This is a genomic window from Pseudomonas frederiksbergensis (genome assembly GCF_000802155.2).
Taxonomy (GTDB): domain Bacteria; phylum Pseudomonadota; class Gammaproteobacteria; order Pseudomonadales; family Pseudomonadaceae; genus Aquipseudomonas; species Aquipseudomonas frederiksbergensis_A.
The window spans coordinates 1-26,552 of the sequence record NZ_JQGJ02000001.1; the positions used below are offsets into that span (position 1 = coordinate 1).

The window sequence follows — 26,552 nt, forward strand, 5'->3', positions numbered from 1 at the left end:
CATGGGCATATTCATTGCGCAGCCTCCATGGCGACCGTCTCAGCGGCATCCGCGGCATCGACGAAACGCAGTGTGATCCCCTCCTCCTCGCAATACCCCAAGTGCACCCCGCGTGTGCGCAACTGTGCTGCCCGACGCTGCAGCAGCTGTTGGCTGAGCACCGGCAGGATCTGTTCGTTGAGCAGGCTGTCGATGTTGCGGGCCCCGGTGTCGGGCAGCAGGCAAGCGGCAACGATGGCCTCGTTCAGGGCGTCATCGATCTTGCAGTCCAAGCCATAGTGACGCTGCAAGCGACTGGCCACCTGGGCCAGCTTGATAGCGGCGATGCATTGCAGGGCATCGACTTGCAGCGGTCGATAGATAAGGGTCTGGAAGCGTGCCAACAGGGCCGGTTGGAAGTGTTCGCGCAGGATCGGCCGCATGAGCTCGTGCAGCGTGCTGTCAGCTGCGTCGGGTTGATCCAGCAGACAGGCCTGCAACGCGTCGCTGCCCAGGTTGGAGGTCATGAGAATGACGGTGTTGCGAAAGTCGATCTCGCGCCCTTCCCCATCGCGCATGAAGCCGCGGTCGAAAACCTGGTAGAACAGGTTGAGCACATCACGGTGGGCTTTTTCCACCTCGTCGAGCAGCACGACGCTATAGGGTCGCTGGCGCACGGCTTCGGTCAGCACCCCGCCCTGCCCGTAACCCACGTAACCGGGCGGCGAGCCCTTGAGCTGGCTGACGGTGTGGGCTTCCTGATATTCGGAAAGGTTGAGGGTGATGAGCGCTTTTTCTCCGCCGAACAGGCTGTCGGCCAGGGCCAAGGCGGTTTCGGTCTTGCCAACCCCGCTGGTGCCCACCAACAAAAAGACCCCCAGCGGCCCCTTGTCATCGCTGAGCCCTGTCTTGGCCGCCCGCAGGCGCTGGGCCAGGGCATCGAGTGCCGGGGCCTGGCCGATGACGCGCTCGGCCAATTGCTGTTCCAGATCCAGCAAGCTGGCTTGTTCGTCCTTGAGCAGGCTGCCAAGGGGGACGCCGGTCCAATCGGCGACGACTTCGGCCACGCTGCGGGCGTCGACGTCCAGCAGCAACAAGGGTTGGTCGCCCTGGATGGCATCCAGCTGTCGCTGCAACCGCGCACAATCAGCCCATCGCATCGGCTCTGCCTCGCGGGCGTCGAGCAATTGCTGGGACACATCGAGCGCGTGGCGGTATTGACGCTCCAGCTCGACCCGAGTGTGCTTTAACTCGGCGTGCTGCACGGCGATCTGCATCAGCCGTTCGGTGTCGACACTACCGCCCAGGACCTGGTCCGCTTCCAGCGCCTCGCGTTCCAGTTCCAGGGCGATTTGCCGCGCCTTGACGCGGACCAACGCGTGGGGCTCGCAATCGACACTCATGCGCACCCGGGCGCTGGCCGTATCCAGCAGGTCGACGGCTTTGTCCGGCAACTGACGGCCCGTAAGGTAACGCCGCGACAGGCTGACGGCGGCCTGCACCGCCGCATCCTGGATGTGCACGCCGTGGTGGCTGGCGTAACGGGCCTTGAGCCCGCGCAACATGAGGCAGGCGCGATCATCATCAGGCTCGTCGACCTTGACCTGTTGGAAGCGTCGCGCCAATGCCGCATCGCGCTCGAAGTATTGCTTGTACTCGCTCCAGGTGGTGGCGGCGATGGTGCGCAACTCGCCACGGGCCAGGGCGGGCTTGAGCAGGTTTGCCGCGTCGGCGCCCCCGGCCTGGTTGCCAGCGCCGATCAACGTGTGGGCTTCGTCGACGAACAGCAGGATCGGTGTTTCGGATTGCTGCACCGCGTCGATCACGCGCTTGAGGCGCTGCTCGAATTCGCCCTTGACCCCGGCGCCGGCCTGCAACAAGCCCAAGTCCAGCGCGCGCACGCTGACCGACTTGAGGCTGTCGGGCACGTCGCCCTGGGCAATGCGCAGCGCCAGCCCTTCGACCAGCGCGGTCTTGCCCACGCCGGGCTCGCCGACCAGGATCGGATTGTTCTTGCGTCGGCGACTCAAGATGTCGATGACCTGGCGTATTTCATCGTCGCGACCGAACACCGGATCGATCAGTCCTTCCCCTGCCCGGACAGTGAGATCCTGGGTGAACCGGTCCAGCAGCGCCTGCCGTGCATCAGGCCTGGCGCTACCGGCGGCAGGCTCGCTCAATGTCACATCCGTCCTGCCCACGACAAGGAGCTCTTGTTCGCCGGGACGCTCATCGGAGAGTTGATCCAGCAACCCGGACAACCGCTGCAATTGCGACTCGCCAAGGCTGAGGGCGATTCGCGACGATGCCAGCAATGACGCCATGCCGACCATTACCAGCCGCGCCAGCAGCGAACTGGGCAAAGGCCAGAATCCGATGGGGCAGACTGACGACCGGATCAATTCCGAGCGTTACGACCTGGGCCTGGACATGGCCTGGGAGCTGGACCTGTTCGGACGCATCCAGCGCAACCTGGAAGCGACCGATGCCGACCAGCAGGCCGCCGAGGCCGATCTCTACCAACTGCAGGTGACGATGATCGCCGAGCTGGTGGACGCCTATGGCCAACTGCGCGGCGCACAGCTGCGGGAGAAAATTGCGCTGGCGAACCTCGACAACCAGCAGGCGTCCCGCAAGATCACCGAAAGCCTGCGCGACGCCGGCGTAGGCGATCAGCTTGACGTGGTGCGTGCCGATGCCCGCCTGGCCGCGGTGGAGGCCAGCGTGCCGCAATTGCAGGCCGAACAGGCCCGCCAACGCAACCGCATCGCAACGTTGCTGGGCGAACGGCCGGACAAGCTGACCGTAGACTTGAGTCCTAAACAGTTGCCAGCCATTGCCAAGGCCCTGCCAATAGGCGATCCAGGGCAACTGCTGCAACGCCGTCCCGACATCCTCAGCGCCGAGCGTCAACTGGCCGCTGCCACGGCGCGCATCGGCGTGGCCAAGGCCGACCTTTTCCCTCGGGTCAGTCTCAGCGGTTTCCTCGGCTTCACTGCCGGGCGCGGCTCGCAGATCGGCTCTTCGGCGGCCAACGCCTGGGCGCTGGGCCCGAGCATTACCTGGGCCGCTTTTGACTTGGGCAGCGTGCGGGCTCGCTTGCGTGGCGCGAACGCCGAAGCGGATGGCGCCCTGGCCAACTACGAGCAACAAGTGCTGCTGGCCTTGGAAGAATCGGAAAACGCCTTCAGCGACTACGGCAAGCGCCAGCAACGCCTGATCTCGCTGATCCGCCAGAGCGAATCGAGCCGCGCGGCCGCCGACCTGGCCGAGATCCGCTACCGCGAAGGCACCGAGGATTTCCTTGTGCTGCTCGACGCCCAGCGTGAACGCCTGGCCGCCGAAGACAGCCAGGCCCAGGCCGAAGTCGACCTGTATCGCGGCATCGTCGCGATCTACAAGGCCCTGGGTGGCGGCTGGCAGCCGGAAACCGTCGCCAGCAACTGACCCCCTTCCCAACCGAGCTCCTTTGGTTGGCCGCAACCAACCAATTGTTTGCCCCGCGTCTCATTCGGACGCGGGGCTTTTTTATTTGTCGAGCGGGGTTCGTTGCGGGGTCGATCCATAATTCACAGGGTTTGACTCGGGCCGCCGCCTGACCGAAGCTTGCGACATTTCGCGCTACTGGTTATGGATTACCTGCATGTCTTCGTCTCGCCGCTACCTGCTTCTCAGTCTCGCCGTTGTGTCGGCGATCGGCATCGTCGCGATGTGGTTGCGCAACGCCACACCGCAGGTTCCCGAGGCCATCAAGCGCGGTTACAGCGAAGCATTGGAGAACGCTCGCAACGGCCAGCCAGGCGCGGCGCGAATGCTTTACCAGCAACTGGCACGTCCGGACCTCTCTGCGAAGCGCCGCATATGGCTACACGCCGAACTTCCCAACTATCCCAGCCCCCAAGCCTTGAAACTGGCGCAGGCGGATCTGCACAGCGAATCGCCGGCCGTGCGTCGTGCCGCCATCAGCAGCATCGTCGGGCTGGTGCCGAACGCCCAGCGCAGCCTGCTGCTCGGCCCGCTCCTGGATGACAACGAGCCGGACGTCCGCTTCGCCGCCGTGAATGCACTGCTGGGTCTGTCGCCAGATGAACTGGGCCTGTATTTCGGCGCGATGCAGATTGCCGTCGATACTTGGAAGCAAGTGCTGAACGACGGCCCACCCACGCCCGAATCGCTCTATCAGCTCGCCCGCCTGCATGTGCATGACGCCGAGCTGAAAAAAGCCCAGCAGGCGCTGGAACAGACCCTGCAGCTGCAACCGGACAACCTGCCGGCACTGGTGATGCAGATCGATGTGCTGGACAAACAAGGCCAGGGAGAAGCCGCACGCCAATTGCTCGCCCGGCAGTTGCAAGCGCAGCCGGCATCGGCTTATCTGCAACATGCATTGGGCATGTGGCTGTTGCAGCACGGGCAAAGTGAATATGCGGTGCTAGGCTTGGCGAAAGCCGTGGAGCTGGAGCCTGATAATCGCCAATACCGCTACGACCTGGCGACCACGCTGCATGCTGAGCAGGAGGTGGAAGCGGCGCAGAAACAGCTGCAGGAAATTGTCCAGCGCTATCCCGCCGACCGCAACGCTCGGGTCCTGCTGATCAACTATTGGAAGGAAACCGGTCAGTTGCAACATGTCCAGGTATTGCTGGCTCAACTGGAACAACTGAACCCCGACGACCCGGCGATACAGCAAGGTTTATAGACCGATCTGTGAGGGCAAGAAGTTGTGCAGCAGTACGCGTTTTGTCAAAGGAAGCGGAACCGCCATCACTGCCAAAGGTCAAGTATTCAGGCAGTTCATTTCAGGCACGAACCCGCCAGCTGCCCACTTCCCTAGTCATGAGAGGGCTATTTTTGACTACATCTAACGAGTTGATCAGCGCAAAAGCCGCCACCGGTATCGAAGGGCTGGACGACATCCTTTCCGGTGGTTTGTCCCGAGGCCATGTGTTCCTCCTGGAGGGAGAACCGGGCACTGGCAAAACCACGGTCGCGTTGCACTTCCTGCTAGCCGGTGCCGAGGCCGGCGAGCGCTCGTTGTACATCACGCTATCGGAGACCGAGCGTGAATTGCGCCAGGGCGCAGCGTCCCACGGGTGGACCATGGATGAAAACATCCACATCTTCGAGTTGACCCCGCCCGAGAGCCTGCTCAACGCCGAGCATCAGCAAAGCCTGCTGTATTCCTCGGACCTGGAGCTGGGCGAAGCGACCCGGCAGATCTTCGAAGTGGTCGAGCGATTCAAGCCGACCCGCGTCGTGCTGGACAGTCTTTCCGAGATCCGCCTCCTGGCGCAAAGCTCCCTGCGCTATCGCCGGCAGATCCTGGCGATCAAGCACTATTTCGTACGCTACGACGCCACGGTCCTGCTCCTGGATGACTTGACCACCGAATCCCTGGACAAGACGGTGCACAGCGTGGCCCACGGCGTGGTCCGCCTCGAAGAATTGACTCCGTCTTACGGTGCCGAGCGGCGACGGTTGCGCGTGGTCAAGTACCGCGGGCAGAAGTACCGTGGTGGCTACCACGATTTCACGATCATGGGCGACGGCGTGCATGTCTTCCCTCGCCTGGTGGCCGCCGAGCACCGTGGACAGTACGTGCGCCAGCAATTGTCCAGCGGCATCCAGGAAATGGACGCCCTGCTCGGCGGCGGTATCGAGACCGGCTCCAGCACGCTGATCCTTGGTCCGGCCGGTACCGGCAAATCGTTGATCTCCCTTATCTTCGCGGCAGCAGCTGTACAGCGCGGCGAAAAAGCCGCCCTGTTCATTTTCGATGAAGAGCTGGGTTTGCTGTTCGAGCGCATGAAGCACATCGGCATCGATCTGCTGGAGCTGCAGAAGACCGGCAACCTGCTGATCGAACAGGTCGATGCCGCCGAGCTGTCCCCCGGCGAGTTCTCCCACCGGGTACGCCGTTGCGTCAACGAAGGCGACATCAAGACGGTGGTGATCGACAGCATCAACGGCTACCAGGCCGCGATGCCTGAGGAAAACGCCCTGGTCTTGCACATGCATGAGCTTTTGCTCTACCTCAACCGCAAAGGCGCAGCGACGTTCATGACTGTCGCGCAACACGGCCTCGTGGGTGATATGCAGGCGCCGGTGGACATCACCTACCTGGCCGATACCGTTATCCTGCTGCGTTATTTCGAGGCGCTGGGGAAGGTTCGCCGCGCGATTTCCATTATCAAGAAGCGCACCGGCAGCCATGAATCCACCATCCGCGAATACCGTATCAACAAGCGGGGCATGACCATCGGCGAGCCCCTGGAAGCGTTCCAAGGCGTATTGCGCGGAGTGCCAACGTATATGGGAGCGGGTCACCCGTTGCTTGAGGATGAAGCCCAGTGACGTCGGCCGAGCCACTGTCCGAGCGGGCGCTAATTCTCGCGCCGCTGGGACGGGACAGCCAGATTGCCCTGATGATTCTCAACGAAGCCGGCTTCCATGGCCTCGTATGCAGTCATCTGGGCCATTTGTGCGAAGAGTTGGAGCACGGGGCGGGCATGCTGGTGATTTCCTCGGAAGCCCTGGTAGGTCCGGAGCTGGAGAACCTGCTCCAGCACATAGAACAGCAGCCGGCTTGGTCCGACCTGCCCATTGTCCTGCTGACGCATCACGGAGGACCGGAGCAGAATCCAGTCGCGCGCATTGGCGCGCAACTGGGCAACGTGACCTTCCTTGAGCGGCCGTTCCATCCGGTCACGCTCGTCAGCCTGGTGACCACTGCATTGCGCGGACGCCGAAGGCAATACGAAGCCCGGGACCGCCTGATCGACCTCAGCAACAGCGAGCTGCGCCTGCAAAACACCCTCGAAACCCTTGAACAGCAGGTCGAGGAGCGTACCGCCCAGTTGCGCCACAATGAGGAGGCCCTGCGCCAATCGCAGAAAATGGAAGCGGTTGGACAGCTCACCGGTGGCATCGCCCATGATTTCAACAACATGCTCACCGGCATCATCGGCAGTCTTGAACTGCTACGTCGACGCCTGGCGCGGGGCCGCACCGAAGACCTCGATAGCCTGATCGACCTGGGCGTGACCTCGGCCAATCGCGCCGCGGGCCTGACCCACAGGCTCCTGGCGTTCTCCCGTCGCCAGTCCCTGGACTCCAAGGCCGTGCAGATGAACACCTTGGTGCTGTCGATGGGCGAATTGCTGCAACGTAGCCTCAACGAAAGCATCGCCCTGGAAATGCGCCTGGACGAACAGCTCTGGATCGCCGAAGCCGACCCCAACCAACTGGAAAGCGCCCTGCTCAACCTGGTCCTCAATGCCCGCGATGCCATGCCCGACGGCGGGAAGCTGGTGGTAAAGACTTTCAACAAGTACCTGGATACCGGTTTTACCGATGCCTACACGAATCTCGAACCCGGCGACTATGTGGTATTGAGCGTACAGGACACAGGGTACGGCATGCCGGAAGCGGTGATGAGTCGCGCATTCGATCCCTTCTTCACCACCAAGCCCATCGGCCAGGGCACCGGCCTGGGGCTTTCGATGATCTACGGATTCAGCAAGCAGTCACGCGGACACGTGACCATCGACAGCGAGGTCGGCAAAGGCACCACCGTGAACCTTTACCTGCCGCGCTTCATTGGCGAAGAAATACACGAACCCCAGGTCGTCGTTCCACAAGCGCCTTATGCGCAAGATGGCGAAACCGTGCTCATCGTCGAAGATGATCCGGCGGTGCGTGTCCTGGTCAGCGCGGTGCTGGGCGAACTGGGCTACGCCTTCGTCGAAGCCGGCGACGCCAATGGCGCGATGCCGATCCTGCAATCAAGCCAACGTATCGACCTGTTGATCAGCGACGTAGGGCTACCTGGCATGAACGGCCGACAGCTGGCTGAAATCGGCCGGCAAATCCGGCCCGACCTCAAGGTGCTCTTCATCACTGGTTACGCTGAACACGCGGCAGTGCGCGGTGGTTTCCTCGACCCGGGCATGCAGATGATTACCAAGCCGTTTACATTTGATTTGTTGACGGCGAAGGTGCGGGAGATGATCAAGGTCTGAGGCGTGGCACTGCTTTTGATCTTGACCTTGACCTTGACCTTGACCTTGACCTTGACCTTGATCTTGATCTTGACCTTGACGCCCCGTTAACCACGATGGCTGAACGCAGGCCTTGCGCAGTGGGCACCTCGGCATGGATGCCGAGGTAGCCGCGCTGGGCCATGGATGGCCCTTCGCGGCGGCCCACGGAGCAAGGCCGGAGTGAGGGCACACCGAGCCTCGGCGAGGTGCCGAATGGTGGGGCAAAGCCTTTTTGGTTACTTTTTTGGCGTCTGAAAAAAGTGACCCGCTGTAAGAGCGGAACCATAAGCAGCCGTTACCGCAGAAACGGATATGTACTCAACCAGCCATTACAGCAGAGACTACGACAACATCCCCTGCATAATCCCCTGCAACACATCCAAATCAAACGGCTTATCCAGAATCGGCGCCTTGCGAGTAATGGGACTATCCGTCTCACGCACTTCCTGGGCATAACCACTGATGAAAATAACCTTCAGATCCGGACGCAACCTCACCGCCGGCTCGGCGATCTGCACACCGGAGATGCCACCCGGCAGGCGGAAGTCGGTAATCATCATGTCCAGATGAGGTTTGCTCGCCAGGATCTCGAACGCCTGCTCACCGTTTTCGGCCTGCAAGACCCGATACCCCTCGCCTGACAGATAAGCCGACAGCACCATCAGGATCGAAGGATCATCCTCGACGATCAATACAACGTCTTGCGCATCTTCACTCATGAGAAGCCTTTGTTGGATCAATAGCTGCTGATACGACCTTGGGGTCGCTCAGAGGTTGCGTCCGTTCGCCAGTTTTCTGAAAAGGCAGACAAACGCGGAACAACGCCCCTTCGTTGAGGCGACTATTGACCGTGATGATACCGCCATGGGCAGTGACGATCTGCTCGGAGATGAACAATCCCAGACCCAGGCCGGCGGCGGCGGCCTTGGACGACACCCGTTCAAATTGCTGGAAGATGCGCTTCTGGTTCTCTTCGCTGATACCGATACCGTGGTCCTGGACTTCGACACAGGCATGCTCGGGCGTCTGGTAGACCCGCACCTCGATCGGACTCTTGCTGCCATAGCGCAACGCATTGGTCAGCAGGTTGGAAACCACCTGTTCGATGCGAAACTCATCCCAGTGCCCTTCCACCAAAGGCTCGGCGATGCACGTCACGGTGCATTCGGCGGCGGCGATTTGCGGCTGGAAGTTGTGCAGCAGATTTTGCACCAGTGCCGTCAGATTGAAACGGGTCGGACGGATCGACAACTTGCCGGTGCGGATCCGCGACACATCGAGCATGTCCTCGATCAAGCGGATCAGGCTTTTGATCTGGCGCTCGTCGCGCTCGACCATCGCCTTCACCTTGTCCAGGGTGAACGCCGCGGCGTTATCCCGTGCCAGGTGCATCTTGCGCAACTGCGTTTCCAGGATCAGGCCGTTGAGCGGCGTGCGGACCTCGTGGGCGACGATCGACATGAAGTCATCGCGCATGCGCACGGCCTGCTCCAGCTCCCCGCGAGTGGCTTGCAACTGCTGGAGCAACTGCTCCTGCTCCCGACGGCTCTGCTCAAGGGCATTGACTTGCTCCTTCATCGCCTTGCGCTGGCGATAAAGTTCGACGAACACATTGACCTTGCTTTTGACCGCATGGGTGTCCAACGGCTTGTGCAGGAAATCCACCGCGCCGTTTTCGTAGCCGGTGAAGGCGTAGTTGCGTTCGCGGCCGGCGGCGCTGACAAAAATGATCGGGATGCTGCGCGTCTTTTCCGTGCTGCGCATCAACTCGGCCAGTTCAAAACCGTTCATCCCTGGCATCTGCACATCGATGATCGCCAGGGCAAAGTCATGTTGCAGAAGCAGCGACAGCGCTTCGTCCGCCGACAAGGCCTTGAACACCTCGCGGTCGTCGCGCTGGATCAGCGCTTCCAGGGCCAATAGATTCTCAGGCAGATCGTCGACGATCAGCAGTTTGGCTTGAATATCTCTTGGCATTTAGTTCATTCCAGCCCGGCCAGCAATTGGCCGATGCCCTGCAAAGTTAGGATATGGTCGGGCTCGTGCAAGCCAAGCGCCGCTTCAGGCATGGTGGCAACCTGTGCCTCTGTCGGGTCCTGGACGACCGTGATGCCGCCCAGCGCCTTGACCCTGGCCAAGCCCTTGGCCCCGTCGCTATTGGCACCCGTCAGCACCACCGCCAGCAAACGCGGGCCATAGACATCGGCGGCCGATTCGAACAGCACGTCAATCGACGGCCGAGAATGGTGAACCGGCTCTTCGAGGCTCAGCGACAGGCTACGGTCAGCCTCGACCGAGAGGTGATAACCAGGCGTCGCAACATACAAGGTGCCCGGACAGATGTCTTGCTTGTCGCGCGCTTCTTCAACGGGTATCGCGAGACGGTGGCGCAACACCTGAGCCAACTGGCTGTTGCGCTCGTCGGGCAAATGCAACACCACCAGGACAGGCAGGCGAAAACCTTTGCGCAACGGCGTGAAAATCTTGAGCAATGCTTCGACGCCACCGGCGGACGCACCGACGACGACTGCCTCGATCAACTGGCTGGATCTGTCCGTCATTGGATTCATAACTTGCGATAGATCCGTTCCTGTTTGACCAAGGGTTCGAACTGCGCACTAAAGGCTGAAAAATCCAGCGTCTCCTTGCTACCCAGCACCAGGAACCCGCGGTGGCAGAGGGACTCATGAAACAACCCGAAAGCGCGATCTTGCAGCTTTTTATTGAAATATATCAATACGTTACGACAGGAAATTAATTGAGTTTCTGAAAACACGCTGTCGGTTGCAAGGCTATGGTCGGCGAAGGTCACGTTCTTGCACAGCGTCTTGTCGAACATGGCGTAATCGTAGGCGGCCGTATAGTAGTCGGCAAACGAACGCTTACCTCCGGCAAGCTGGTAATTCTGGGTGTAGGCCCGGACGTTTTCCAGGGAAAAGATGCCCTGCTTGGCTTTTTCCAGGGACCGCGGATTGATGTCCGTGGCGTAGATGAACGTGCGATCCAGCAGTCCTTCTTCCCGCAGCAGGATCGCCATGGAGTAGACCTCTTCCCCGGTGCTGCAACCGGCGATCCAGATCTTGATCGACGGGTAGGTCTTGAGCAGCGGCACCACTTCCTCGCGAATGGCCAGGAAGTGCGCAGGGTCGCGAAACATCTCGCTGACCGGGATCGTCAGCAACTGCAACAACTGCATGAACGCGCCTGGGTCATGCAACACCCGTTCTTGCAGGGCCGATATGGTCTTGCACTCGAACTGGCTCAGCGCATGCAGCACCCGGCGCTTGATGGAAGCGCCGGAGTAATCGCGGAAGTCGTAGCTGTACTTCAGGTAGATCGCTTCGATCAACAAACGAAGTTCAATGTCTGTGTTTCGTTCCACTAAATTCTTTCCATATTTGGCAACCACACGCGAATCAGTGAAAACAGGCGATCCAGGTCAATCGGCTTGGCCAGGTAATCGTTGGAGCCCGCCGCCAGGCAACGCTCCTGATCATCCTTCATAGCCTTGGCGGTAACGGCGATGATTGGCAATTTGCGCCAGCGAGGATCCTTGCGGATCAGCGTGGTGGCTTCGAAGCCATCCATCTCGGGCATCATCACGTCCATCAGCACCAGGTCGATGTCTTCGACCTCGTTCAAGCGTTCAATCGCCTCATAACCATTGCGCCCGATAACGACGATCGCTCCTTTGGCCTCCAGGGCGCTGGTCAGGGCGAAGATATTGCGCACATCGTCGTCCACCACCAGTACCTTGCGGCCTTCGAAAACCTTGTCGCGACTGCGGGCAGTCTGGAGCATGCGCTGTCGTTCATGGGACAACCGCGATTCGACTTTGTGCAGAAAGAGTGTGACTTCATCCAACAAACGTTCCGGAGAGCGAGCCCCCTTGATGATGATCGAGCGTGAATACTTGCGCAGCTCGGCTTCTTCGTCGCGCGTCAGGTTACGCCCGGTGTAGACGATCACCGGCGGGAATGAACAGATCTCTTCGCTGGACATGCGCTTGAGCAAGTCATTGCCCAGCATGTCCGGTAGCTTGAGATCGATGATCATGCAGTCGTAGACGTTGTCGCGCAGCAGATCCAAGGCTTGCTGTGCCAGGCCGACGGCGGTGATCTCGATGTCGTCGTCGCCGATCAGGCGGGTAATGCTGTCGCGCTGCAAGTCATCGTCTTCAACCAACAGCACCCGCTTGACCTTTTGGGTCAGCTTGGCCTCCAGTCGCGCGAACACGTCCTTGAGTTCGTCCCGGGTGGTCGGCTTGACCGCGTAACCGATGGCGCCCATGTGCATGGCCGCTTCGACGCGGTCTTCGACGGAAATGACGTGCACCGGAATATGGCGGGTCTGGGCTTGTTCCTTGAGCCGTTGCAGGACGGTAAGCCCGGAGTGATCCGGCAGGCGCATGTCCAGCAGGATTGCATCAGGGCTCAGTTGCAAGGCCAGGTCAAAGCCTTCGTCGGCGCCGTGGGCCACCAGGCACTGGTAGCCCAGTTCATGGGCGAGGTCGAACAGGATACGGGCGAACTTGGGTTCGTCCTCGATGACGAGGATGCAACGGGAATCGAACGGCGCCTTGTCCCGGTCGTCAGGGAATTGCGGGAGTGGCGCGTCTACCTCGGCCACCAGTGGCGCCGGCGCGGGCGCACGGCTCAGTGCCGGGACGGTTGCGGTAGGAGTGAATGTCACCGGTTCAATGGGGTTCTCCCCTGGCTCGACGTAGCGCTCCGGCAAGACCAGCGTGAAGACACTGCCCTGTCCTGGCGCGCTGGATACCGAAATCGAACCCCCCAGCAACGTTGCCAGGTCCCGGGAAATCGACAGTCCCAGCCCAGTGCCGCCGTAACGGCGATTGGTGGTGCCATCTGCCTGGCGGAACGCCTCGAAAATACTCTGTTGTTGATCGGCGGCGATGCCGATCCCCGAATCACGCACCATGAAGGCGATGCCCGAACCCGGCTGGCCGGTCACGGACAGCTCGACGGAGCCGTGTTCGGTGAACTTCACGGCATTGGACAACAGGTTCTTGAGTATCTGTTCCAGACGCTGGCGATCGGTGTACAACATCGCCGGCGCATCAGGCAGCAGCTGCACTTCAAACGCCAGGCCCTTTTCAGCCGTCAGCGGCCTGAACACGTCCTGGAGCCCATCCACCAGACGCGCCACGCTGGTGTTTTCCGGACGCACTTCCAGCTTGCCGGCCTCGACCTTGGAAATGTCCAGGATGTCGTTGATCAGGTTAAGCAGATCATTGCCGGCAGAGTAGATCGACTCGGCAAACTTGACCTGTTCGTCGCTGAGGTTGTTATGCGGGTTCTCCGCCAGCAATTTCGACAGGATCAGCGAGCTGTTGAGCGGCGTGCGCAGTTCATGGGACATATTGGCGAGGAACTCGGACTTGTACTTGCTCGAGCGCTGCAATTCTTCGGCGCGTTCCTGCAGTTGGATCTGGGCCAGGTTCAGCTCGCTGTTCTTCTGGTCCATGGCGTCGCGCTGCTCGGCCAATTGCTCGTTGGTCTGCTCCAGTTCCTGTTGCTGGGCTTCCAGGTGCGCCTGGGACTCCTTGAGGATGCGCGACTGTTCCTCCAACTCTTCATTCGCGGTCTTGAGCTCTTCCTGCTGCACTTGCAGCTCTTCGTTCAATTGCTGGGTCTCGGCCAATACCTCTTGCAGGCGCTGGCGATAGCGAGCCGCCTCGATGGACGTGCCGATGTTGCCGGCTACCAACTCCAACAGTTCGATGTCGCGCTCGGTCAATGGCCTCAGGAAGCCCAGCTCAACGACACCGTTGATGCGATCATCGTCACGGGTCGGCACCACCAGCACACAGTTGGGCAGCCCCTGGCCGAGCCCCGAGCTGACCTTGAGGTAATCGCCCGGCACATCGTCCAGCCGGATAAGACGCCCTTGCCGCACGGCTTGGCCGACGATGCCCTCGCCGTCGATGATGACCTGCTGCAGTTCGTCATCTTCCCTGGACATGCCATAGGTGGCGATGCGTCGCAGGGTGCCGTTTTCTTCTCGTGCGTAAAGGGCGGCGACCACAGTGCCCAGGTACTGCGCGCAGAACTGCAGGATGTTGCGCCCAAGGAGGTTCAGGGTCAGTTGGCCCAGGACCTGTTCGGCCAACTGGGTCTGGCCATTGCGCAACCAAGCCTGCTTCTCCAGGTGCAACGCGCTCTGCTGCTGGACTTTCAGGCTGGCGCTGTAGTTGCCGGACAGCGTCAGGAGGTCCCGACGGCCAACATAGGCCAGTAATCCACTGACAGCCGCAACGAACAGCAAATACAGGGCGATGCTCCAGATCGTGGTAGTGCGTACCTGCTCGTTGCGCTCGGCACGCAGTTGCTGTTCGGTCTCGACGACATCTTCGAAAGACTTGCGTATCTCGTCGGTCAGCCGCTTGCCGCGCCCGGCCTTGACTGCTCCGCGGTAATCGCCGCTGCTGCGTTGCAGATCGATCATGCCTTGGGCGTAGTTGGTCCATTCCACCTGCAGCGCCTGGATCCGGTGCAGACGGTCGGTCTGTACCGGATTGTCGGCTGTCAATTCCAACAATGTGTCGAGCGCGACTGCGATCCGCGGCTTGGCGACCTCATAGGGGTCGAGGAAGTGCTCGTCGCCGCTCAACAGGTAACCGCGCATGCCTGTTTCCAGGTCGACGCTCAGCTTCAGCGCTTCATTGGCGTTATTGATCACCCGATCGGTGTGCCCGACCCATTGGATCACCGAAAGCAAGTACGTGATCAGCGCGATGAAGAACACCGCGCTGAGAGCACCGATGCCAAGAGGAAGGCTGATGTTACGGCTTAGGAGCTTGCGAAAACTTTGTTCGTCAACCGAAGACGAAGGAGTCATGGAAGAAGGCCTTGGTGAGCAGTTGAAAATCATGGAGTTTGCCCAAAATCACGGGCTGGATCCACATTTCTGACGATTCAAGGACGCAAATCCCAAAGGGTGCTGTACCTCGGTTTTAAGGATGCGACTATCCTTGTCAGCTCTTGTACTATAGATCCTTTCTTGTACAGCTTCGGGAACTTGTGCCACCTCTCGACTTACTCATGCATTAAGGCCGTTTTTATCGCCCCTCCCGATTCCATCTTTCGAGAAGTCCATTATGTCCGTCCCCACACCTGTCACCTCCCCCACCATTCTGGTCGTCGAAGACGACACCATCGTGCGCATGTTGATCGTCGATGTGCTGGAGGAATTGAAGTACACGGTGTTGGAGGCGGACGGTTGTGGCCAGGCATTGGAGTTCTTGCGCAACGACAAGCTGCCCATTGCCCTGATGATGACGGACGTGGGCCTGCCGATCATGGACGGACGGGAACTGGCCAAGCAGGCTCGAATCGAGCGGCCGCAACTGCCGGTGCTGTTTGCCAGCGGTTATGCCGAAAGCATCGATGTACCTGAAGGCATGTCGGTGATCGGCAAGCCCTTCTCCATCGATCAGTTGCGGGACAAGGTCAAAAAGATTCTTTCTTGAGCCCAGGCGCATTCTTGGTCACTATCGGCGCCCCGCGCGCCGCCCGCGCCTGAAACGCTCCAAGGATCGCCCGCCATGCCCCATCCCACCACCAAAGTCCTGGTTATCGGCTATGTCTGGCCCGAGCCACGTTCATCGGCGGCCGGCGGGCATGTCATGCAGCTCCTGGAGGCCTTTCTCGGACAAGGCTGGGACATCACCTTCAGCAGCCCCGCCAAGCCCGGCGAAAACCGCGCCGACCTGGTCGGCCTGGGCATCCGTGAAGTACCGATCGAACTCAATAACAGCAGCTTCGACGCATTCATCGCTGAATTGGCGCCAGATATCGTCCTGTTCGACCAATTCATGATGGAAGAACAGTTTGGCTGGCGCGTCGAGAAACATTGCCCCGATGCACTGCGCGTGCTGGAAACCTCGGACTTGCAAAGCCTGCGTCATGCGCGGCACCAGCGACTCAAAGATCGCTTGAAGGCCGATGAAGCCTCCCAGGACTTCAGTGACTTGTTCGCGCCGGCCCTGCGCGAGGAATTCGAGCTGATGGCCGACACTGACCTGGCCAGGCGGGAAATTGCCGCCCTGTTCCGTTGCGACCTGAACCTGATGGTGTCGGAATTCGAAATCGAGCTGTTGGTGGAACACTTCAACGTGCCCCGCGAGCTGTTGCTCTGGTGTCCGTTGATGCTGGACCTGCCCATTGAACCGTTCGCCACCTACGAAGCCCGGGCGAATTTCCTCAGCATCGGCAACTTTCGTCACGCACCGAACTGGGACGCCGTGCTCTGGATGAAAAATGCGGTATGGCCGCTGATTCGCCAACGACTGCCCGGTGCGCAGCTGCACCTCTACGGCGCCTACACTCCGCCGAAGGCGGCGGCAATGCACAATCCGAACCAAGGATTTCATATCATGAACTGGGCCGAGGACGCCTTGCAGGTCATGTCCGCGGCACGCATCTGCCTGGCGCCACTGCGTTTCGGTGCCGGCATCAAGGGCAAGCTGATCGAAGCCATGCTCTGCGGTACGCCCAGTATCACCACGCCCGTGGGCGCCGAAGCCATGCACGGCGGCATGCCCTGGCCCGGCGTGATCGCCCAGAGCGCCGAAGACATCGCCGCAGCCGCCGTGCAGTTGTATTGCGACCCGGCGCGCTGGACCCATGCCCAGCAGGCCGGATTGGCCTTGCTCAATGAACGTTTCCGCAGGCAGGTCCACGGTCCGGCCTTGATTGACAGTCTCAATGCGTGCCGTGCCGATCTGCCACGACGCCGCCGGGATAACTTCACCGGCAGCATGCTGCGCCACCACCAGCACAAGAGTACCCAGTACATGTCCCAATGGATCGAAGAAAAGAACCGCAACAGCTGAGTCCCTCATTGTTCCCGGGGCTGGAACGCGGGCGCCGAAGGGGGCATTATCCAGCGGCGATAACAACAAAAGCACCAAGCCCATGACCCGCACAGCCAGAGTCACCGACCCTTCGTACGAGTTGATGGACGACCACAACGGGCTGTCCATCATCTACCGCCAGCACGGCTTCCCCTGCCCGCTGGTGCGCTGGCATTTCCACAAGGAATACGAGCTGCACCTTATCGTCGCCAGCTCGGGCAAGGTCTTCATCGGCGACTACATCGGCAATTTTTCCCCCCAGTCGCTGTTCCTCACCGGCCCCAACCTGCCCCATAACTGGATCAGCCAGGTGGCCGAGGATGAGGTGGTACCCAAGCGCGACATGCTGGTGAACTTCACCGACGAGCTGTTTGAAAGCGGCAACCAAGTGTTCGCCGAACTCAAGACACTGGCACCGCTGCTCGAACGCGCCCAGCACGGCATCGAATTTCGCTGCAAACGCACCATTCGCCAGGCCATGACGTTGATGCAACGCATCGCCGACGCCCAAGGAATGAGCCGGCTGGGCTACTTTTTCATTCTGATGGAGCTGCTGGCGAGCTGCGACGATTATCAATTGCTGTCCGGGGCTACTACCCCACAAGCGGCGGATGAGCACAGCATCGACCGCACCAACCGCGCGGTGGACTACATTTTCGCGCACTACGCCCGGGAATTGCCCCTGGAAGAAGTCGCCGAGCACCTGGGCATGAAGCCCACTTACTTCAGCCGAGTGTTCAAGCAAGCCACCGGCCGTTGCTTCATCGAATTCGTCAATCGACTGCGCATCAGCAAATCCTGCGAACTGCTGGCCGATGGCGACAAACCGGTGACCGATGTGTGCTTTGAGTCGGGCTTCAACAATATTTCCAACTTCAACCGGCGCTTCCAGCAACTCAAGGGCATGACCCCGTCCCACTACCGGCGGCTGGCGGTGCAGCGGTTGACCGAGCAGAACCAGGGCTGAATATTCGCCTCGCACGGCTCCCTTGAAATACAACCAGTGCAAAAAAGTATCAGTCAAAGTGCGACGGATGATTTGTCACGCCGTCCATTGAGGGCTGTAATCAGCGCACATTCTTCCTCTCATCCGGAAGACACAAAAACAATAACTGTCCTTCTGCAGCCCGTGGGCGCGGAAAAGGAGTGCGCGATGAAACCTTCGGTAAAAGCTCTGCTTGTCTCCACCTGCATGACCCTCAGCAGCGTCAGTTTCGGCGCGCAAACCCTGACCATTGCCACCGTCAACAACAGCGACATGATCCGCATGCAAAAGCTCTCGAAAACCTTCGAGGCCGAGCACCCGGACATCAAGCTGAACTGGGTGGTGCTCGAAGAAAACGTCCTGCGCCAACGCCTGACCACCGACATCGCCACCCAGGGCGGGCAGTTCGACGTGCTGACCATTGGCATGTACGAAGCCGCACTCTGGGGTGCCAAGGGCTGGCTGGAACCGATGAAGGACCTGCCCGCCGCCTATGACCTGGAAGACATCTTCCCATCCGTGCGCGATGGCTTGTCGGTCAAGGGCTCGCTGTACGCCCTGCCGTTCTATGCCGAAAGCTCGATCACTTACTACCGCACAGATTTGTTCAAGGACGCCGGGCTGACCATGCCCGAACACCCGACTTGGACCCAGATCGGTGAGTTCGCTGAAAAGCTCACCGACAAGACCAAGGAACAATATGGCCTATGCCTGCGCGGCAAGGCCGGTTGGGGCGAGAACATGGCGCTGATCACGACCCTGGCCAACGGCTTTGGCGCGCGCTGGTTCGATGAGAAGTGGCAGCCGCAATTCAATGGACCCGAGTGGAAGGATGCCCTGAACTTCTACGTTGACAACATGAAGAAGTCCGGCCCGCCGGGCGCTTCCAGCAACGGTTTCAATGAAAACCTGGCCCTGTTCAACAGCGGCAAGTGCGCGGTCTGGGTCGATGCCAGCGTCGCCGGTTCGTTCGTCACCGACAAGACCCAGAGCAAAGTGGCCGATCACGTCGGTTTCACCTTCGCCCCCCACGAAAAAACCGAAAAAGGCACCTCCTGGATGTATTCCTGGTCGCTGGCGATCCCGACCAGTTCCAAAGCCAAGGACGCCGCCAAGGTGTTCACCACTTGGGCAACGTCCAAGGAGTACGGTCAGTTGGTCGCCAAGACCGACGGCATCGCCAACGTACCACCGGGCACCCGCACCTCCACCTACAGCGACGAGTACATGAAAGCCGCGCCGTTTGCCAAGGTGACGCTGGAGTCGTTGAAAGTCGCCGACCCGAAAGCCCCGACCCTCAAGCCCGTGCCCTACATTGGCATCCAGTTGGTGACCATCCCCGAGTTCCAGGCCATCGGTACCCAAGTGGGCAAGTTCTTCTCGGGTGCGCTGACCGGCCAGCAGACCGTGGACCAGGCGTTGACCGCCGCCCAATCCACCACCGAACGCGAGATGAAGCGCGCCGGGTACCCCAAGTAAAGACTTGTAAATATCCATTTGTGGCGAGGAAGCTTGCTTCCGCTGGCGGGCGAAGCCCGCCCTGGCGATCGGAACGATTGCCGATCGGCATGGGCCCGCTGCGCGGTCCAGCGGGAGCAAGTTCCCTCGCCACAGGGAATGTGTCGCATAAGAGTAAGCGCTCATGAATAGCTCAACGACAACAGTCAAAGCCCCCATCGAAATAGCCCCGCCAGCCCGCAAGATCCGACTGGCCAACCCCGGCTGGTTCCTGGTCAGCCCTTCGGTCGCCTTGTTGCTGCTGTGGATGATCGTGCCGCTGGGCATGACCGTGTACTTCTCGACGATCCGCTACAACCTGCTCTACCCCGGCGAGAACGAATTCGTCGGGCTGGAAAACTTCACCTATTTCCTGACCGACTCGGGCTTCATGCCTGGTGCCACCAATACGTTGCTGCTAGTGGGCAGCGTGCTGCTGATCAGCATCGTGCTCGGGGTATTGATCAGCGCCTTGCTGGAGGCCAGTGAGTTCTTCGGTCGCGGCATCGTGCGGGTATTGCTGATCTCGCCGTTCTTCATCATGCCCACCGTCGGTGCGCTGATCTGGAAGAACCTGATTTTCCATCCGGTCTCCGGGATCCTCGCCTCGGTGTGGAAGCTCTTCGGTGCCCAGCCAGTGGACTGGCTGGCTCATTACCCGTTGCTGTCGATCATTATCATCGTCAGCTGGCAATGGCTGCCCTTCGCGATCCTGATCCTGATGACCGCCATGCAGTCGCTGGATCAGGAACAGAAAGAAGCCGCGCGCCTGGACGGTGCCGGCCCCATCGCCATTTTCTGGCACCTGACCCTGCCGCACCTGGCCCGCCCGATTGCCGTGGTGGTGATGATCGAGACCATCTTCCTGCTGTCGGTGTTCGCCGAAATCTTCACCACTACCAACGGTGGCCCAGGCTATGCCTCCACCAACCTCGCCTACCTGATCTACAACCAGGCGCTGGTGCAGTTCGACGTCGGCATGGCGTCGGCCGGAGGCTTGATTGCCGTGGTCATCGCCAATATCGCCGCCATCATCCTGGTCCGGATGATCGGCAAAAACCTCACCGACAAGCATTGAGGCCGTCGCCATGACTCTTCAACAATCCCGTCGCCTGCAAAGCCTGCTGTTGGGCACGCTGGCCTGGGCCATCGCGATCCTGATCTTTTTCCCGATCTTCTGGATGGTGCTGACCAGCTTCAAGACCGAGATCGACGCCTTCGCCACGCCACCGCAGTTCATCTTCGCGCCAACGCTGGAGAACTACCTGCACATCAACGAGCGCAGCAACTACTTCAGCTTCGCCTGGAACTCGGTGGTGATTTCCTTCAGTGCCACCGCCCTTTGCCTGCTGATTGCAGTGCCGGCGGCGTACTCCATGGCGTTCTACGAAACCCAACGTACCAAGGGCACGTTGCTGTGGATGCTCTCCACCAAGATGCTGCCGCCGGTGGGCGTGCTGATGCCGATCTACTTGCTCGCCAAGCAATTTGGCCTGCTGGACACCCGTATCGCGTTGATCATCATCTATACGCTGATCAACCTGCCCATCGTGGTCTGGATGATCTACACCTACTTCAAGGACATTCCTCGCGACATCCTCGAAGCCGCGCGCCTGGACGGTGCCACGTTGTGGCAGGAAATGGTCCGCGTCCTGTTGCCGATCGCCAAGGGCGGCCTGGCCTCCACCGTGTTGCTGTCGCTGATCCTGTGCTGGAACGAGGCCTTCTGGTCGCTGAACCTCACCTCGTCCAAAGCCGCGCCACTGACCGCGTTGATCGCCTCTTACTCCAGCCCGGAAGGTTTGTTCTGGGCCAAGTTGTCCGCCGTCTCGACCCTCGCCTGCGCGCCGATCCTGATCTTTGGCTGGATCAGCCAGAAACAGCTGGTGCGCGGTTTGTCCTTCGGCGCGGTGAAGTAACGCGCCCTACACAGTTATCCGAAGTGGAGGCCCATCATCATGGCCAACCTGAAAATCAAGAATCTGCAAAAAGGTTTCGAAGGTTTCTCGATCATCAAGGGCATCGACCTTGAGGTGAACGACCGTGAATTCGTAGTCTTTGTCGGCCCATCGGGCTGCGGCAAGTCCACGTTGCTGCGGCTGATCGCCGGCCTGGAAGAGGTCAGCGACGGCACCATCGAACTCGATGGCCGGGACATTACCGAAGTCAGCCCGGCCAAGCGCGACCTGGCGATGGTGTTCCAGACCTACGCCCTGTACCCGCACATGAGCGTGCGCAAGAACATGTCCTTCGCCCTGGACCTGGCCGGCGTGCCCAAAGCCGACGTCGAGAAGAAGGTCAACGAAGCGGCGCGCATCCTCGAACTGGGACCGATGCTCGAGCGCAAGCCCAAGCAACTGTCCGGCGGCCAGCGCCAGCGCGTGGCAATCGGCCGGGCCATCGTACGCAATCCCAAGATTTTCCTGTTCGACGAACCGCTGTCCAACCTCGACGCTGCCCTGCGCGTGCAGATGCGCCTGGAACTGGCGCGCCTGCATAAAGAACTGCAAGCGACCATGATCTACGTGACCCACGACCAGGTCGAAGCCATGACCCTGGCCGATAAGGTCGTCGTACTCAACGGTGGGCGCATCGAACAGGTCGGCTCGCCGCTGGAGCTGTACCACCAACCGGCCAACCTGTTCGTGGCCGGATTTCTCGGCACGCCGAAGATGGGTTTCCTCAAGGGCAAGGTCACCGCTCTGGACGGCCAGGGTTGTGAAGTGCTGCTGGACGCCGGCACGCGTATCAACCTGCCGCGCAGTGGTGCCAACCTGAGCGTCGGCGGCGCGGTGACACTGGGGATTCGCCCGGAACACCTGAACCTGGCCCAACCGGGCGATTGCACGCTGCGGGTGACCGCCGATGTCAGCGAGCGCCTGGGCAGCGACACTTTCTGCCACGTCGTCACCGCTTCCGGCGAAGCCTTGACCATGCGGGTGCGCGGCGACCTGGCGAGCCGATTCGGCGAGCAACTGGACCTGCACCTGGACGCCGAACACTGCCATTTATTCGATGCCGAGGGCGTAGCGGTTTCCCGCGCGCTGCGCGCTGCCGCCTGATAGCCGAGATTTTGCGATGAAACTCAACCGACAGAACCTGCACAACCTCAACGCCGAGGTCGTCCTGCCCGCGTACAACCTGGACGACCGACGCCAAGGCATCGCCCACATCGGCGTCGGTGGCTTCCACCGTGCGCACCAGGCGTACTACACCGATGCGTTGATGAACACTGGCGAAGGCCTCGACTGGGCCATTTGCGGCGTAGGCCTTCGCCCGGACGATCGCCGCGCCCGGGATGACCTGGCCGGCCAGGATTACCTGTTCACCCTTTATGAACTGGGCGACACCGACGACACCGAAGTTCGCGTGATCGGCGCTATCACCGACATGCTGCTCGCCGAAGACAGCGCCCAGGCATTGATCGACAAACTGGCCGACCCGCAGATCCGCATCGTCTCCCTGACCATCACCGAAGGTGGCTACTGCATCGACGACAGCAACGGCGAGTTCATGGCCCATCTGCCGCAGATCCAGCACGACCTGGCCCATCCCGACGAGCCGAAGACCGTGTTCGGCTTCCTCTGCGCTGCCCTGGCCAAGCGCCGCGCCGAGGGCACGCCGGCGTTCACCCTGATGTCTTGCGACAACCTGCCCCACAACGGCGCCGTCACCCGCAAGGCGCTGCTGGCCTTCGCCGTGCTGCGCGATCCTGCGCTGGGCCAATGGATCGACCAGAACGTGAGCTTCCCCAACGCCATGGTCGACCGCATCACGCCGATGACCAGTAGCGCCCACCGCTTGCAACTGCATGACGAGCATGGCGTCGATGACGCATGGCCAGTGGTGTGCGAGCCGTTCGTGCAGTGGGTGCTCGAAGACAAGTTCGTCAATGGTCGCCCGGCCTGGGAAAACGTCGGCGTGCAATTCACCGACGACGTGTCGCCCTACGAAGAAATGAAGATCAAGCTGCTCAACGGCAGCCACCTTGCCCTGACCTACCTGGGTTTCCTCAAGGGTTATCGCTTCGTCCACGAAACCATGAACGACCCGTTGTTCGTGCGCTATATCCGCGCGTATATGGACTTGGACGTGACACCGCAGTTGGCGCCCGTGCCAGGCATCGACCTGACGCAATACAAGGACACCCTGGTGGAGCGCTTCTCCAACCAGGCCATCGCCGACCAACTGGAACGGGTGTGTTCGGATGGCTCGTCGAAATTCCCGAAATTCACCGTGCCGACCATCAATCGCCTGATTGCCGATGGGGGCGAGACCCGCCGCGCGGCATTGGTGGTGGCGGCCTGGGCGGTGTATCTGAAGGGCGTCGACGAAAATGGCACGACCTATTCGATCCCCGACCCTCGCGCGGCGTTCTGCCAGGCACTGGTGGCCGATGATGTCCTGGTGACCCAGCGGATGCTGGACGTGGAAGAAATTTTTGGCACGGCTATCCCCCGATCACCCGAATTCGTGGCAGCCTTCGAGTGGTGTTGCAACAGCCTGCGCGAGCATGGGGTAACGAGAACGCTTGAGCGGGTGCTGGCTGAAGCGGATTAATGCCTGGACGCATTTTTTGTGGCGAGGGGATTCATCCCCTCGCCACAAGTCATTCCATTGCCACAGGTTTTGTGTTTTGTTCTTTTGATCCGAGGATTTCCATGGCAAACCAACAATTGTTCCTGGGCATCGACTGCGGCACCCAAGGCACCAAGGCCCTGATCCTGGACTCGGTCAGTGGCCAGGTGCTCGGCCAGGGCGCCGCTGCCCATAGCATGATCAGCGGTGCCAACGGCCGCCGTGAACAAGACCCCCAGCAATGGCTCGATGCGTTCACCCAGGCCACTCGACAGGCATTGGCAGACGCGAACGTCGACGGCCGCGCCATCCTCGGTATCGGTGTCTCCGGCCAGCAACACGGCCTGGTGCTGCTCGATGACCAAGGTCAGGTGCTGCGCCCGGCAAAACTGTGGTGCGACACCGAGACCACGCCGGAAAACGACCGACTCCTGGCGCACCTGGGCGGTGAAGACGGCAGCCTTGAACGCCTCGGCGTGGTGATTGCGCCGGGCTACACGGTTTCCAAACTGCTCTGGACCCAGCAACAGCATCCCCTGGTCTTCGAGCGCATCGCCAGTGTCCTGCTGCCCCATGACTACCTCAACTACTGGCTCACCGGCCGCCATTGCAGCGAATACGGCGATGCCTCGGGCACCGGCTATTTCAACGTGCGCACCCGCCAATGGGACGTCGAGCTGCTGCGCCATATCGACCCCAGCGGCCGACTGCAATCGGCGTTGCCCGAACTGATCGAGGCTCACCAACCCGTCGGCCGGATCCTGCCGGAAATCGCCGCGCACCTGGGGCTCAATCCCGCGGCGATAGTATCCAGCGGTGGCGGTGACAACATGATGGGTGCCATCGGCACCGGTAATATCCAGCCCGGCGTAATCACCATGAGCCTCGGCTCCTCTGGCACCGTGTATGCCTTTGGAGCGGAGCCTACCGTCAGCCCGCAAGCGTCGGTGGCAACCTTTTGTTCTTCCAGCGGTGGTTGGCTGCCGCTGATCTGCACCATGAACCTGACCAACGCCACCGGGGCGATTCGCGAGCTGCTGGACCTGGACATCGACACCTTCAACACCCTGGTAACCCAGGCGCCGATCGGTGCGGAGGGCGTCTGCATGCTGCCGTTCCTCAACGGCGAACGCGTCCCCGCCCTGCCCCACGCCACCGGCAGCCTCCTCGGGCTGACGACCACCAACCTGACCCGGGCCAATCTGTGCCGCGCGGTCGTCGAAGGCACGACGTTCGGCCTGCGCTACGGCCTGGACCTGTTGCGCGCCAACGGCCTGAAGGCACAAAGCATCCGCTTGATCGGCGGCGGCTCGAAGAGCGCGGCCTGGCGGCAGATCGTCGCCGATATCATGGACACCACCGTCATCTGCACCGAGCAGAGCGAGGCGGCTGCGTTGGGTGCGGCGATCCAGGCGGCGTGGTGTCATTCAGGCGCGCAAGACGGCCTGGCCGAACTCTGCGAGCGCTGCGTCAAGCTCGACCCGGCCAGCGAAACCCGGCCAAACGCTGCGCGTGTCGAAGCGTCCCAGCAGGCTTATGAAATTTATCGGCAACACGTCGCGACCCTTTGAGAGCAGGCAATTATGTATTTGGTGTGTGGTGAAGCGCTGTTTGATTTCTTTAGCGCAAACGAAGCGGGAACTCCGGCTTCGCAAGTAAATTACAAGGCGATTGCCGGTGGCTCGCCCTTCAACGTGGCGGTGGGACTGCGTCGGCTAGGGGTTGAATCGGCGCTGCTTACCGGGCTTTCCACTGACTACCTGGGCCGTCGCCTGCATCAAGTGCTGGTCGATGAAGGCGTCAGCACTCGGTTTGCCCATGATTTCGACGCGCCAACAACCTTGGCGATGGTCGCCGTCGGGGCCAATGGCTCGCCGCACTACAGCTTCCGTGGCGAAGGCTGCGCGGACCGGCAACTGAACCTGGCACATCTGCCGGAGCTGGGTCCGGAGGTGCGCGGCTTGCACGTCGGCTCGTTTTCCCTGGTGGTGCAGCCAGTCGGCGACACGCTGCTTACGCTGGTTCAGCGCGAGAGCGGCAAACGCTTAATCAGCCTGGACCCGAACGTGCGGCTCAACCCGCAACCGGATATCGAGTTGTGGCGCTCGCGGATCGCGACACTGGTTGAGTATGCCGACCTGATCAAAGTCAGCGATGAAGACCTGAGCCTGCTGTATCCCGGCCAAGACCCGCAGGTGGTCATTGGTAGCTGGCTGGAGCATCGTTGCCAACTGGCATTCCTGACCCGTGGTGGCCAGGGCGCGACGGTGTTCAGCCGCCAGCATGGGGTATGGTCGCTCCCCGCTTGCCCGGTGCAAATTGCCGATACCGTGGGCGCAGGCGACACCTTCCAGGCGGCACTGATCGCCTGGCTGACCGAACAGCAATTGGATGATGTGGAGGGTTTGCATTCGCTGGACGCTGGGCAAATCGGCAAGATGCTCGACTTCGCCATGCGCGCTGCTGCGTTGACCTGCACTAAAACCGGGCCGGACCTGCCGTACCGCCAGCAACTGGACCAATAAACGTCTTCAGAGACTCGACGCCGGGCTCGAAGGGATCGGACCCGGGCGTCAAGTCAAGAAAGCCGGAC

Annotated in this window: 19 protein-coding genes and 2 pseudogenes; 14 read left to right on the plus strand and 7 right to left on the minus strand. The window is 60.8% G+C overall.

Annotated elements, in window-relative coordinates; translation table 11 throughout:
- Positions 1-11: 11 nt before the first annotated feature.
- Positions 12-2,312: a type VI secretion system ATPase TssH gene (gene tssH, locus JZ00_RS00005; protein ID WP_235433042.1), complete on the minus strand. Its 2,301-nt coding sequence runs from the start codon at positions 2,310-2,312 to the stop codon at positions 12-14.
- Here tssH and JZ00_RS00010 point away from each other — a divergent pair.
- The 4 genes and pseudogenes from JZ00_RS00010 to JZ00_RS00025 all read left to right on the plus strand — a co-directional run.
- Positions 2,269-3,426, plus strand: a pseudogene (locus JZ00_RS00010) (efflux transporter outer membrane subunit); the annotation flags it as partial. The gene tssH and the pseudogene JZ00_RS00010 sit on opposite strands and share 44 nt — an antisense overlap.
- Positions 3,427-3,622: 196 nt before the next feature.
- Positions 3,623-4,678 carry a tetratricopeptide repeat protein gene (locus JZ00_RS00015; protein ID WP_039590906.1) on the plus strand — a complete coding sequence of 352 codons (1,056 nt, stop codon included), beginning with the start codon at positions 3,623-3,625 and terminating at the stop codon, positions 4,676-4,678.
- A gap of 152 nt (positions 4,679-4,830) precedes the next feature.
- The gene (locus JZ00_RS00020; RefSeq protein WP_039590908.1) at positions 4,831-6,333 is read left to right on the plus strand and encodes an ATPase domain-containing protein; all 1,503 of its coding nucleotides are present in this window, start codon (positions 4,831-4,833) and stop codon (positions 6,331-6,333) included.
- Positions 6,330-8,000 (plus strand): response regulator, encoded by a 1,671-nt coding sequence (locus tag JZ00_RS00025; protein WP_039590910.1) that lies wholly within the window; start codon positions 6,330-6,332, stop codon positions 7,998-8,000. Before JZ00_RS00020 ends, JZ00_RS00025 begins: the two co-directional genes overlap by 4 nt.
- A 79-nt stretch (positions 8,001-8,079) precedes the next feature.
- On the opposite strand, the pseudogene JZ00_RS31330 reads toward JZ00_RS00025, so the two are convergent.
- The 6 genes and pseudogenes from JZ00_RS31330 to JZ00_RS00050 all read right to left on the minus strand — a co-directional run.
- Positions 8,080-8,163, minus strand: a pseudogene (locus JZ00_RS31330) (nucleoid-structuring protein H-NS); the annotation flags it as partial.
- 199 nt (positions 8,164-8,362) lie between these two features.
- A complete protein-coding gene (locus tag JZ00_RS00030; protein WP_030142671.1) occupies positions 8,363-8,740 on the minus strand; it encodes a response regulator in 378 nt (125 codons plus the stop codon).
- Positions 8,733-9,998 (minus strand): hybrid sensor histidine kinase/response regulator, encoded by a 1,266-nt coding sequence (locus JZ00_RS00035; protein WP_039590912.1) that lies wholly within the window; start codon positions 9,996-9,998, stop codon positions 8,733-8,735. Before JZ00_RS00035 ends, JZ00_RS00030 begins: the two co-directional genes overlap by 8 nt.
- Positions 9,999-10,003: 5 nt before the next feature.
- Positions 10,004-10,591, minus strand: coding sequence for a chemotaxis protein CheB (locus tag JZ00_RS00040; RefSeq protein ID WP_039590914.1), 588 nt, complete (start codon positions 10,589-10,591; stop codon positions 10,004-10,006).
- A complete protein-coding gene (locus JZ00_RS00045) occupies positions 10,588-11,403 on the minus strand; it encodes a CheR family methyltransferase (protein ID WP_039590916.1) in 816 nt (271 codons plus the stop codon). The genes JZ00_RS00040 and JZ00_RS00045 overlap by 4 nt, the downstream gene beginning before the upstream one ends.
- Positions 11,403-14,882, minus strand: a complete 3,480-nt coding sequence (locus JZ00_RS00050) for a response regulator (protein ID WP_039590918.1) — start codon at positions 14,880-14,882, stop codon at positions 11,403-11,405. The genes JZ00_RS00045 and JZ00_RS00050 overlap by 1 nt, the downstream gene beginning before the upstream one ends.
- 259 nt (positions 14,883-15,141) lie before the next feature.
- Here JZ00_RS00050 and JZ00_RS00055 point away from each other — a divergent pair, with 259 nt between their 5' ends.
- From JZ00_RS00055 to JZ00_RS00100, 10 genes are all read left to right on the plus strand, one after another.
- On the plus strand, positions 15,142-15,513 hold the full coding sequence (locus JZ00_RS00055) for a response regulator (protein WP_039590920.1): 372 nt from the start codon (positions 15,142-15,144) through the stop codon (positions 15,511-15,513).
- 75 nt (positions 15,514-15,588) lie between these two features.
- Entirely contained in the window at positions 15,589-16,878 is a 1,290-nt protein-coding gene (locus JZ00_RS00060; protein ID WP_039590922.1) for a glycosyltransferase, read from the plus strand.
- Positions 16,879-16,960: 82 nt separating this feature from the next.
- Positions 16,961-17,866: an AraC family transcriptional regulator gene (locus tag JZ00_RS00065; protein ID WP_039590924.1), complete on the plus strand. Its 906-nt coding sequence runs from the start codon at positions 16,961-16,963 to the stop codon at positions 17,864-17,866.
- Between the two features lie 186 nt (positions 17,867-18,052).
- Entirely contained in the window at positions 18,053-19,363 is a 1,311-nt protein-coding gene (locus JZ00_RS00070; RefSeq protein ID WP_039590926.1) for an ABC transporter substrate-binding protein, read from the plus strand.
- Positions 19,364-19,526: 163 nt separating this feature from the next.
- Complete coding sequence (locus tag JZ00_RS00075; RefSeq protein ID WP_039590928.1) at positions 19,527-20,459, plus strand: carbohydrate ABC transporter permease; 933 nt, start codon at positions 19,527-19,529, stop codon at positions 20,457-20,459.
- A gap of 10 nt (positions 20,460-20,469) precedes the next feature.
- Positions 20,470-21,300 carry a carbohydrate ABC transporter permease gene (locus JZ00_RS00080; protein ID WP_039590930.1) on the plus strand — a complete coding sequence of 277 codons (831 nt, stop codon included), beginning with the start codon at positions 20,470-20,472 and terminating at the stop codon, positions 21,298-21,300.
- A gap of 39 nt (positions 21,301-21,339) precedes the next feature.
- A complete protein-coding gene (locus tag JZ00_RS00085; RefSeq protein WP_030142682.1) occupies positions 21,340-22,443 on the plus strand; it encodes an ABC transporter ATP-binding protein in 1,104 nt (367 codons plus the stop codon).
- Between the two features lie 16 nt (positions 22,444-22,459).
- Complete coding sequence (locus JZ00_RS00090) at positions 22,460-23,941, plus strand: mannitol dehydrogenase family protein (protein ID WP_039590932.1); 1,482 nt, start codon at positions 22,460-22,462, stop codon at positions 23,939-23,941.
- Positions 23,942-24,042: 101 nt separating this feature from the next.
- Positions 24,043-25,530, plus strand: coding sequence for a xylulokinase (gene xylB, locus JZ00_RS00095; protein WP_039590933.1), 1,488 nt, complete (start codon positions 24,043-24,045; stop codon positions 25,528-25,530).
- Between the two features lie 12 nt (positions 25,531-25,542).
- Positions 25,543-26,484: a carbohydrate kinase family protein gene (locus JZ00_RS00100; protein ID WP_039590934.1), complete on the plus strand. Its 942-nt coding sequence runs from the start codon at positions 25,543-25,545 to the stop codon at positions 26,482-26,484.
- Positions 26,485-26,552 lie beyond the last annotated feature (68 nt).

What these genes read in the sequence shown, in the direction of transcription:
- tssH (WP_235433042.1), bottom strand. Translation starts at nt 2,312, where the DNA reads ATGGTCGGCATGGCGTCATTGCTGGCATCGTCGCGAATCGCCCTCAGC.
- JZ00_RS00015 (WP_039590906.1), top strand. Translation starts at nt 3,623, where the DNA reads ATGTCTTCGTCTCGCCGCTACCTGCTTCTCAGTCTCGCCGTTGTGTCG.
- JZ00_RS00030 (WP_030142671.1), bottom strand. Translation starts at nt 8,740, where the DNA reads ATGAGTGAAGATGCGCAAGACGTTGTATTGATCGTCGAGGATGATCCT.
- JZ00_RS00035 (WP_039590912.1), bottom strand. Translation starts at nt 9,998, where the DNA reads ATGCCAAGAGATATTCAAGCCAAACTGCTGATCGTCGACGATCTGCCT.
- JZ00_RS00040 (WP_039590914.1), bottom strand. Translation starts at nt 10,591, where the DNA reads ATGAATCCAATGACGGACAGATCCAGCCAGTTGATCGAGGCAGTCGTC.
- JZ00_RS00050 (WP_039590918.1), bottom strand. Translation starts at nt 14,882, where the DNA reads ATGACTCCTTCGTCTTCGGTTGACGAACAAAGTTTTCGCAAGCTCCTA.
- JZ00_RS00055 (WP_039590920.1), top strand. Translation starts at nt 15,142, where the DNA reads ATGTCCGTCCCCACACCTGTCACCTCCCCCACCATTCTGGTCGTCGAA.
- JZ00_RS00060 (WP_039590922.1), top strand. Translation starts at nt 15,589, where the DNA reads ATGCCCCATCCCACCACCAAAGTCCTGGTTATCGGCTATGTCTGGCCC.
- JZ00_RS00065 (WP_039590924.1), top strand. Translation starts at nt 16,961, where the DNA reads ATGACCCGCACAGCCAGAGTCACCGACCCTTCGTACGAGTTGATGGAC.
- JZ00_RS00070 (WP_039590926.1), top strand. Translation starts at nt 18,053, where the DNA reads ATGAAACCTTCGGTAAAAGCTCTGCTTGTCTCCACCTGCATGACCCTC.
- JZ00_RS00075 (WP_039590928.1), top strand. Translation starts at nt 19,527, where the DNA reads ATGAATAGCTCAACGACAACAGTCAAAGCCCCCATCGAAATAGCCCCG.
- JZ00_RS00080 (WP_039590930.1), top strand. Translation starts at nt 20,470, where the DNA reads ATGACTCTTCAACAATCCCGTCGCCTGCAAAGCCTGCTGTTGGGCACG.
- JZ00_RS00085 (WP_030142682.1), top strand. Translation starts at nt 21,340, where the DNA reads ATGGCCAACCTGAAAATCAAGAATCTGCAAAAAGGTTTCGAAGGTTTC.
- JZ00_RS00090 (WP_039590932.1), top strand. Translation starts at nt 22,460, where the DNA reads ATGAAACTCAACCGACAGAACCTGCACAACCTCAACGCCGAGGTCGTC.
- xylB (WP_039590933.1), top strand. Translation starts at nt 24,043, where the DNA reads ATGGCAAACCAACAATTGTTCCTGGGCATCGACTGCGGCACCCAAGGC.
- JZ00_RS00100 (WP_039590934.1), top strand. Translation starts at nt 25,543, where the DNA reads ATGTATTTGGTGTGTGGTGAAGCGCTGTTTGATTTCTTTAGCGCAAAC.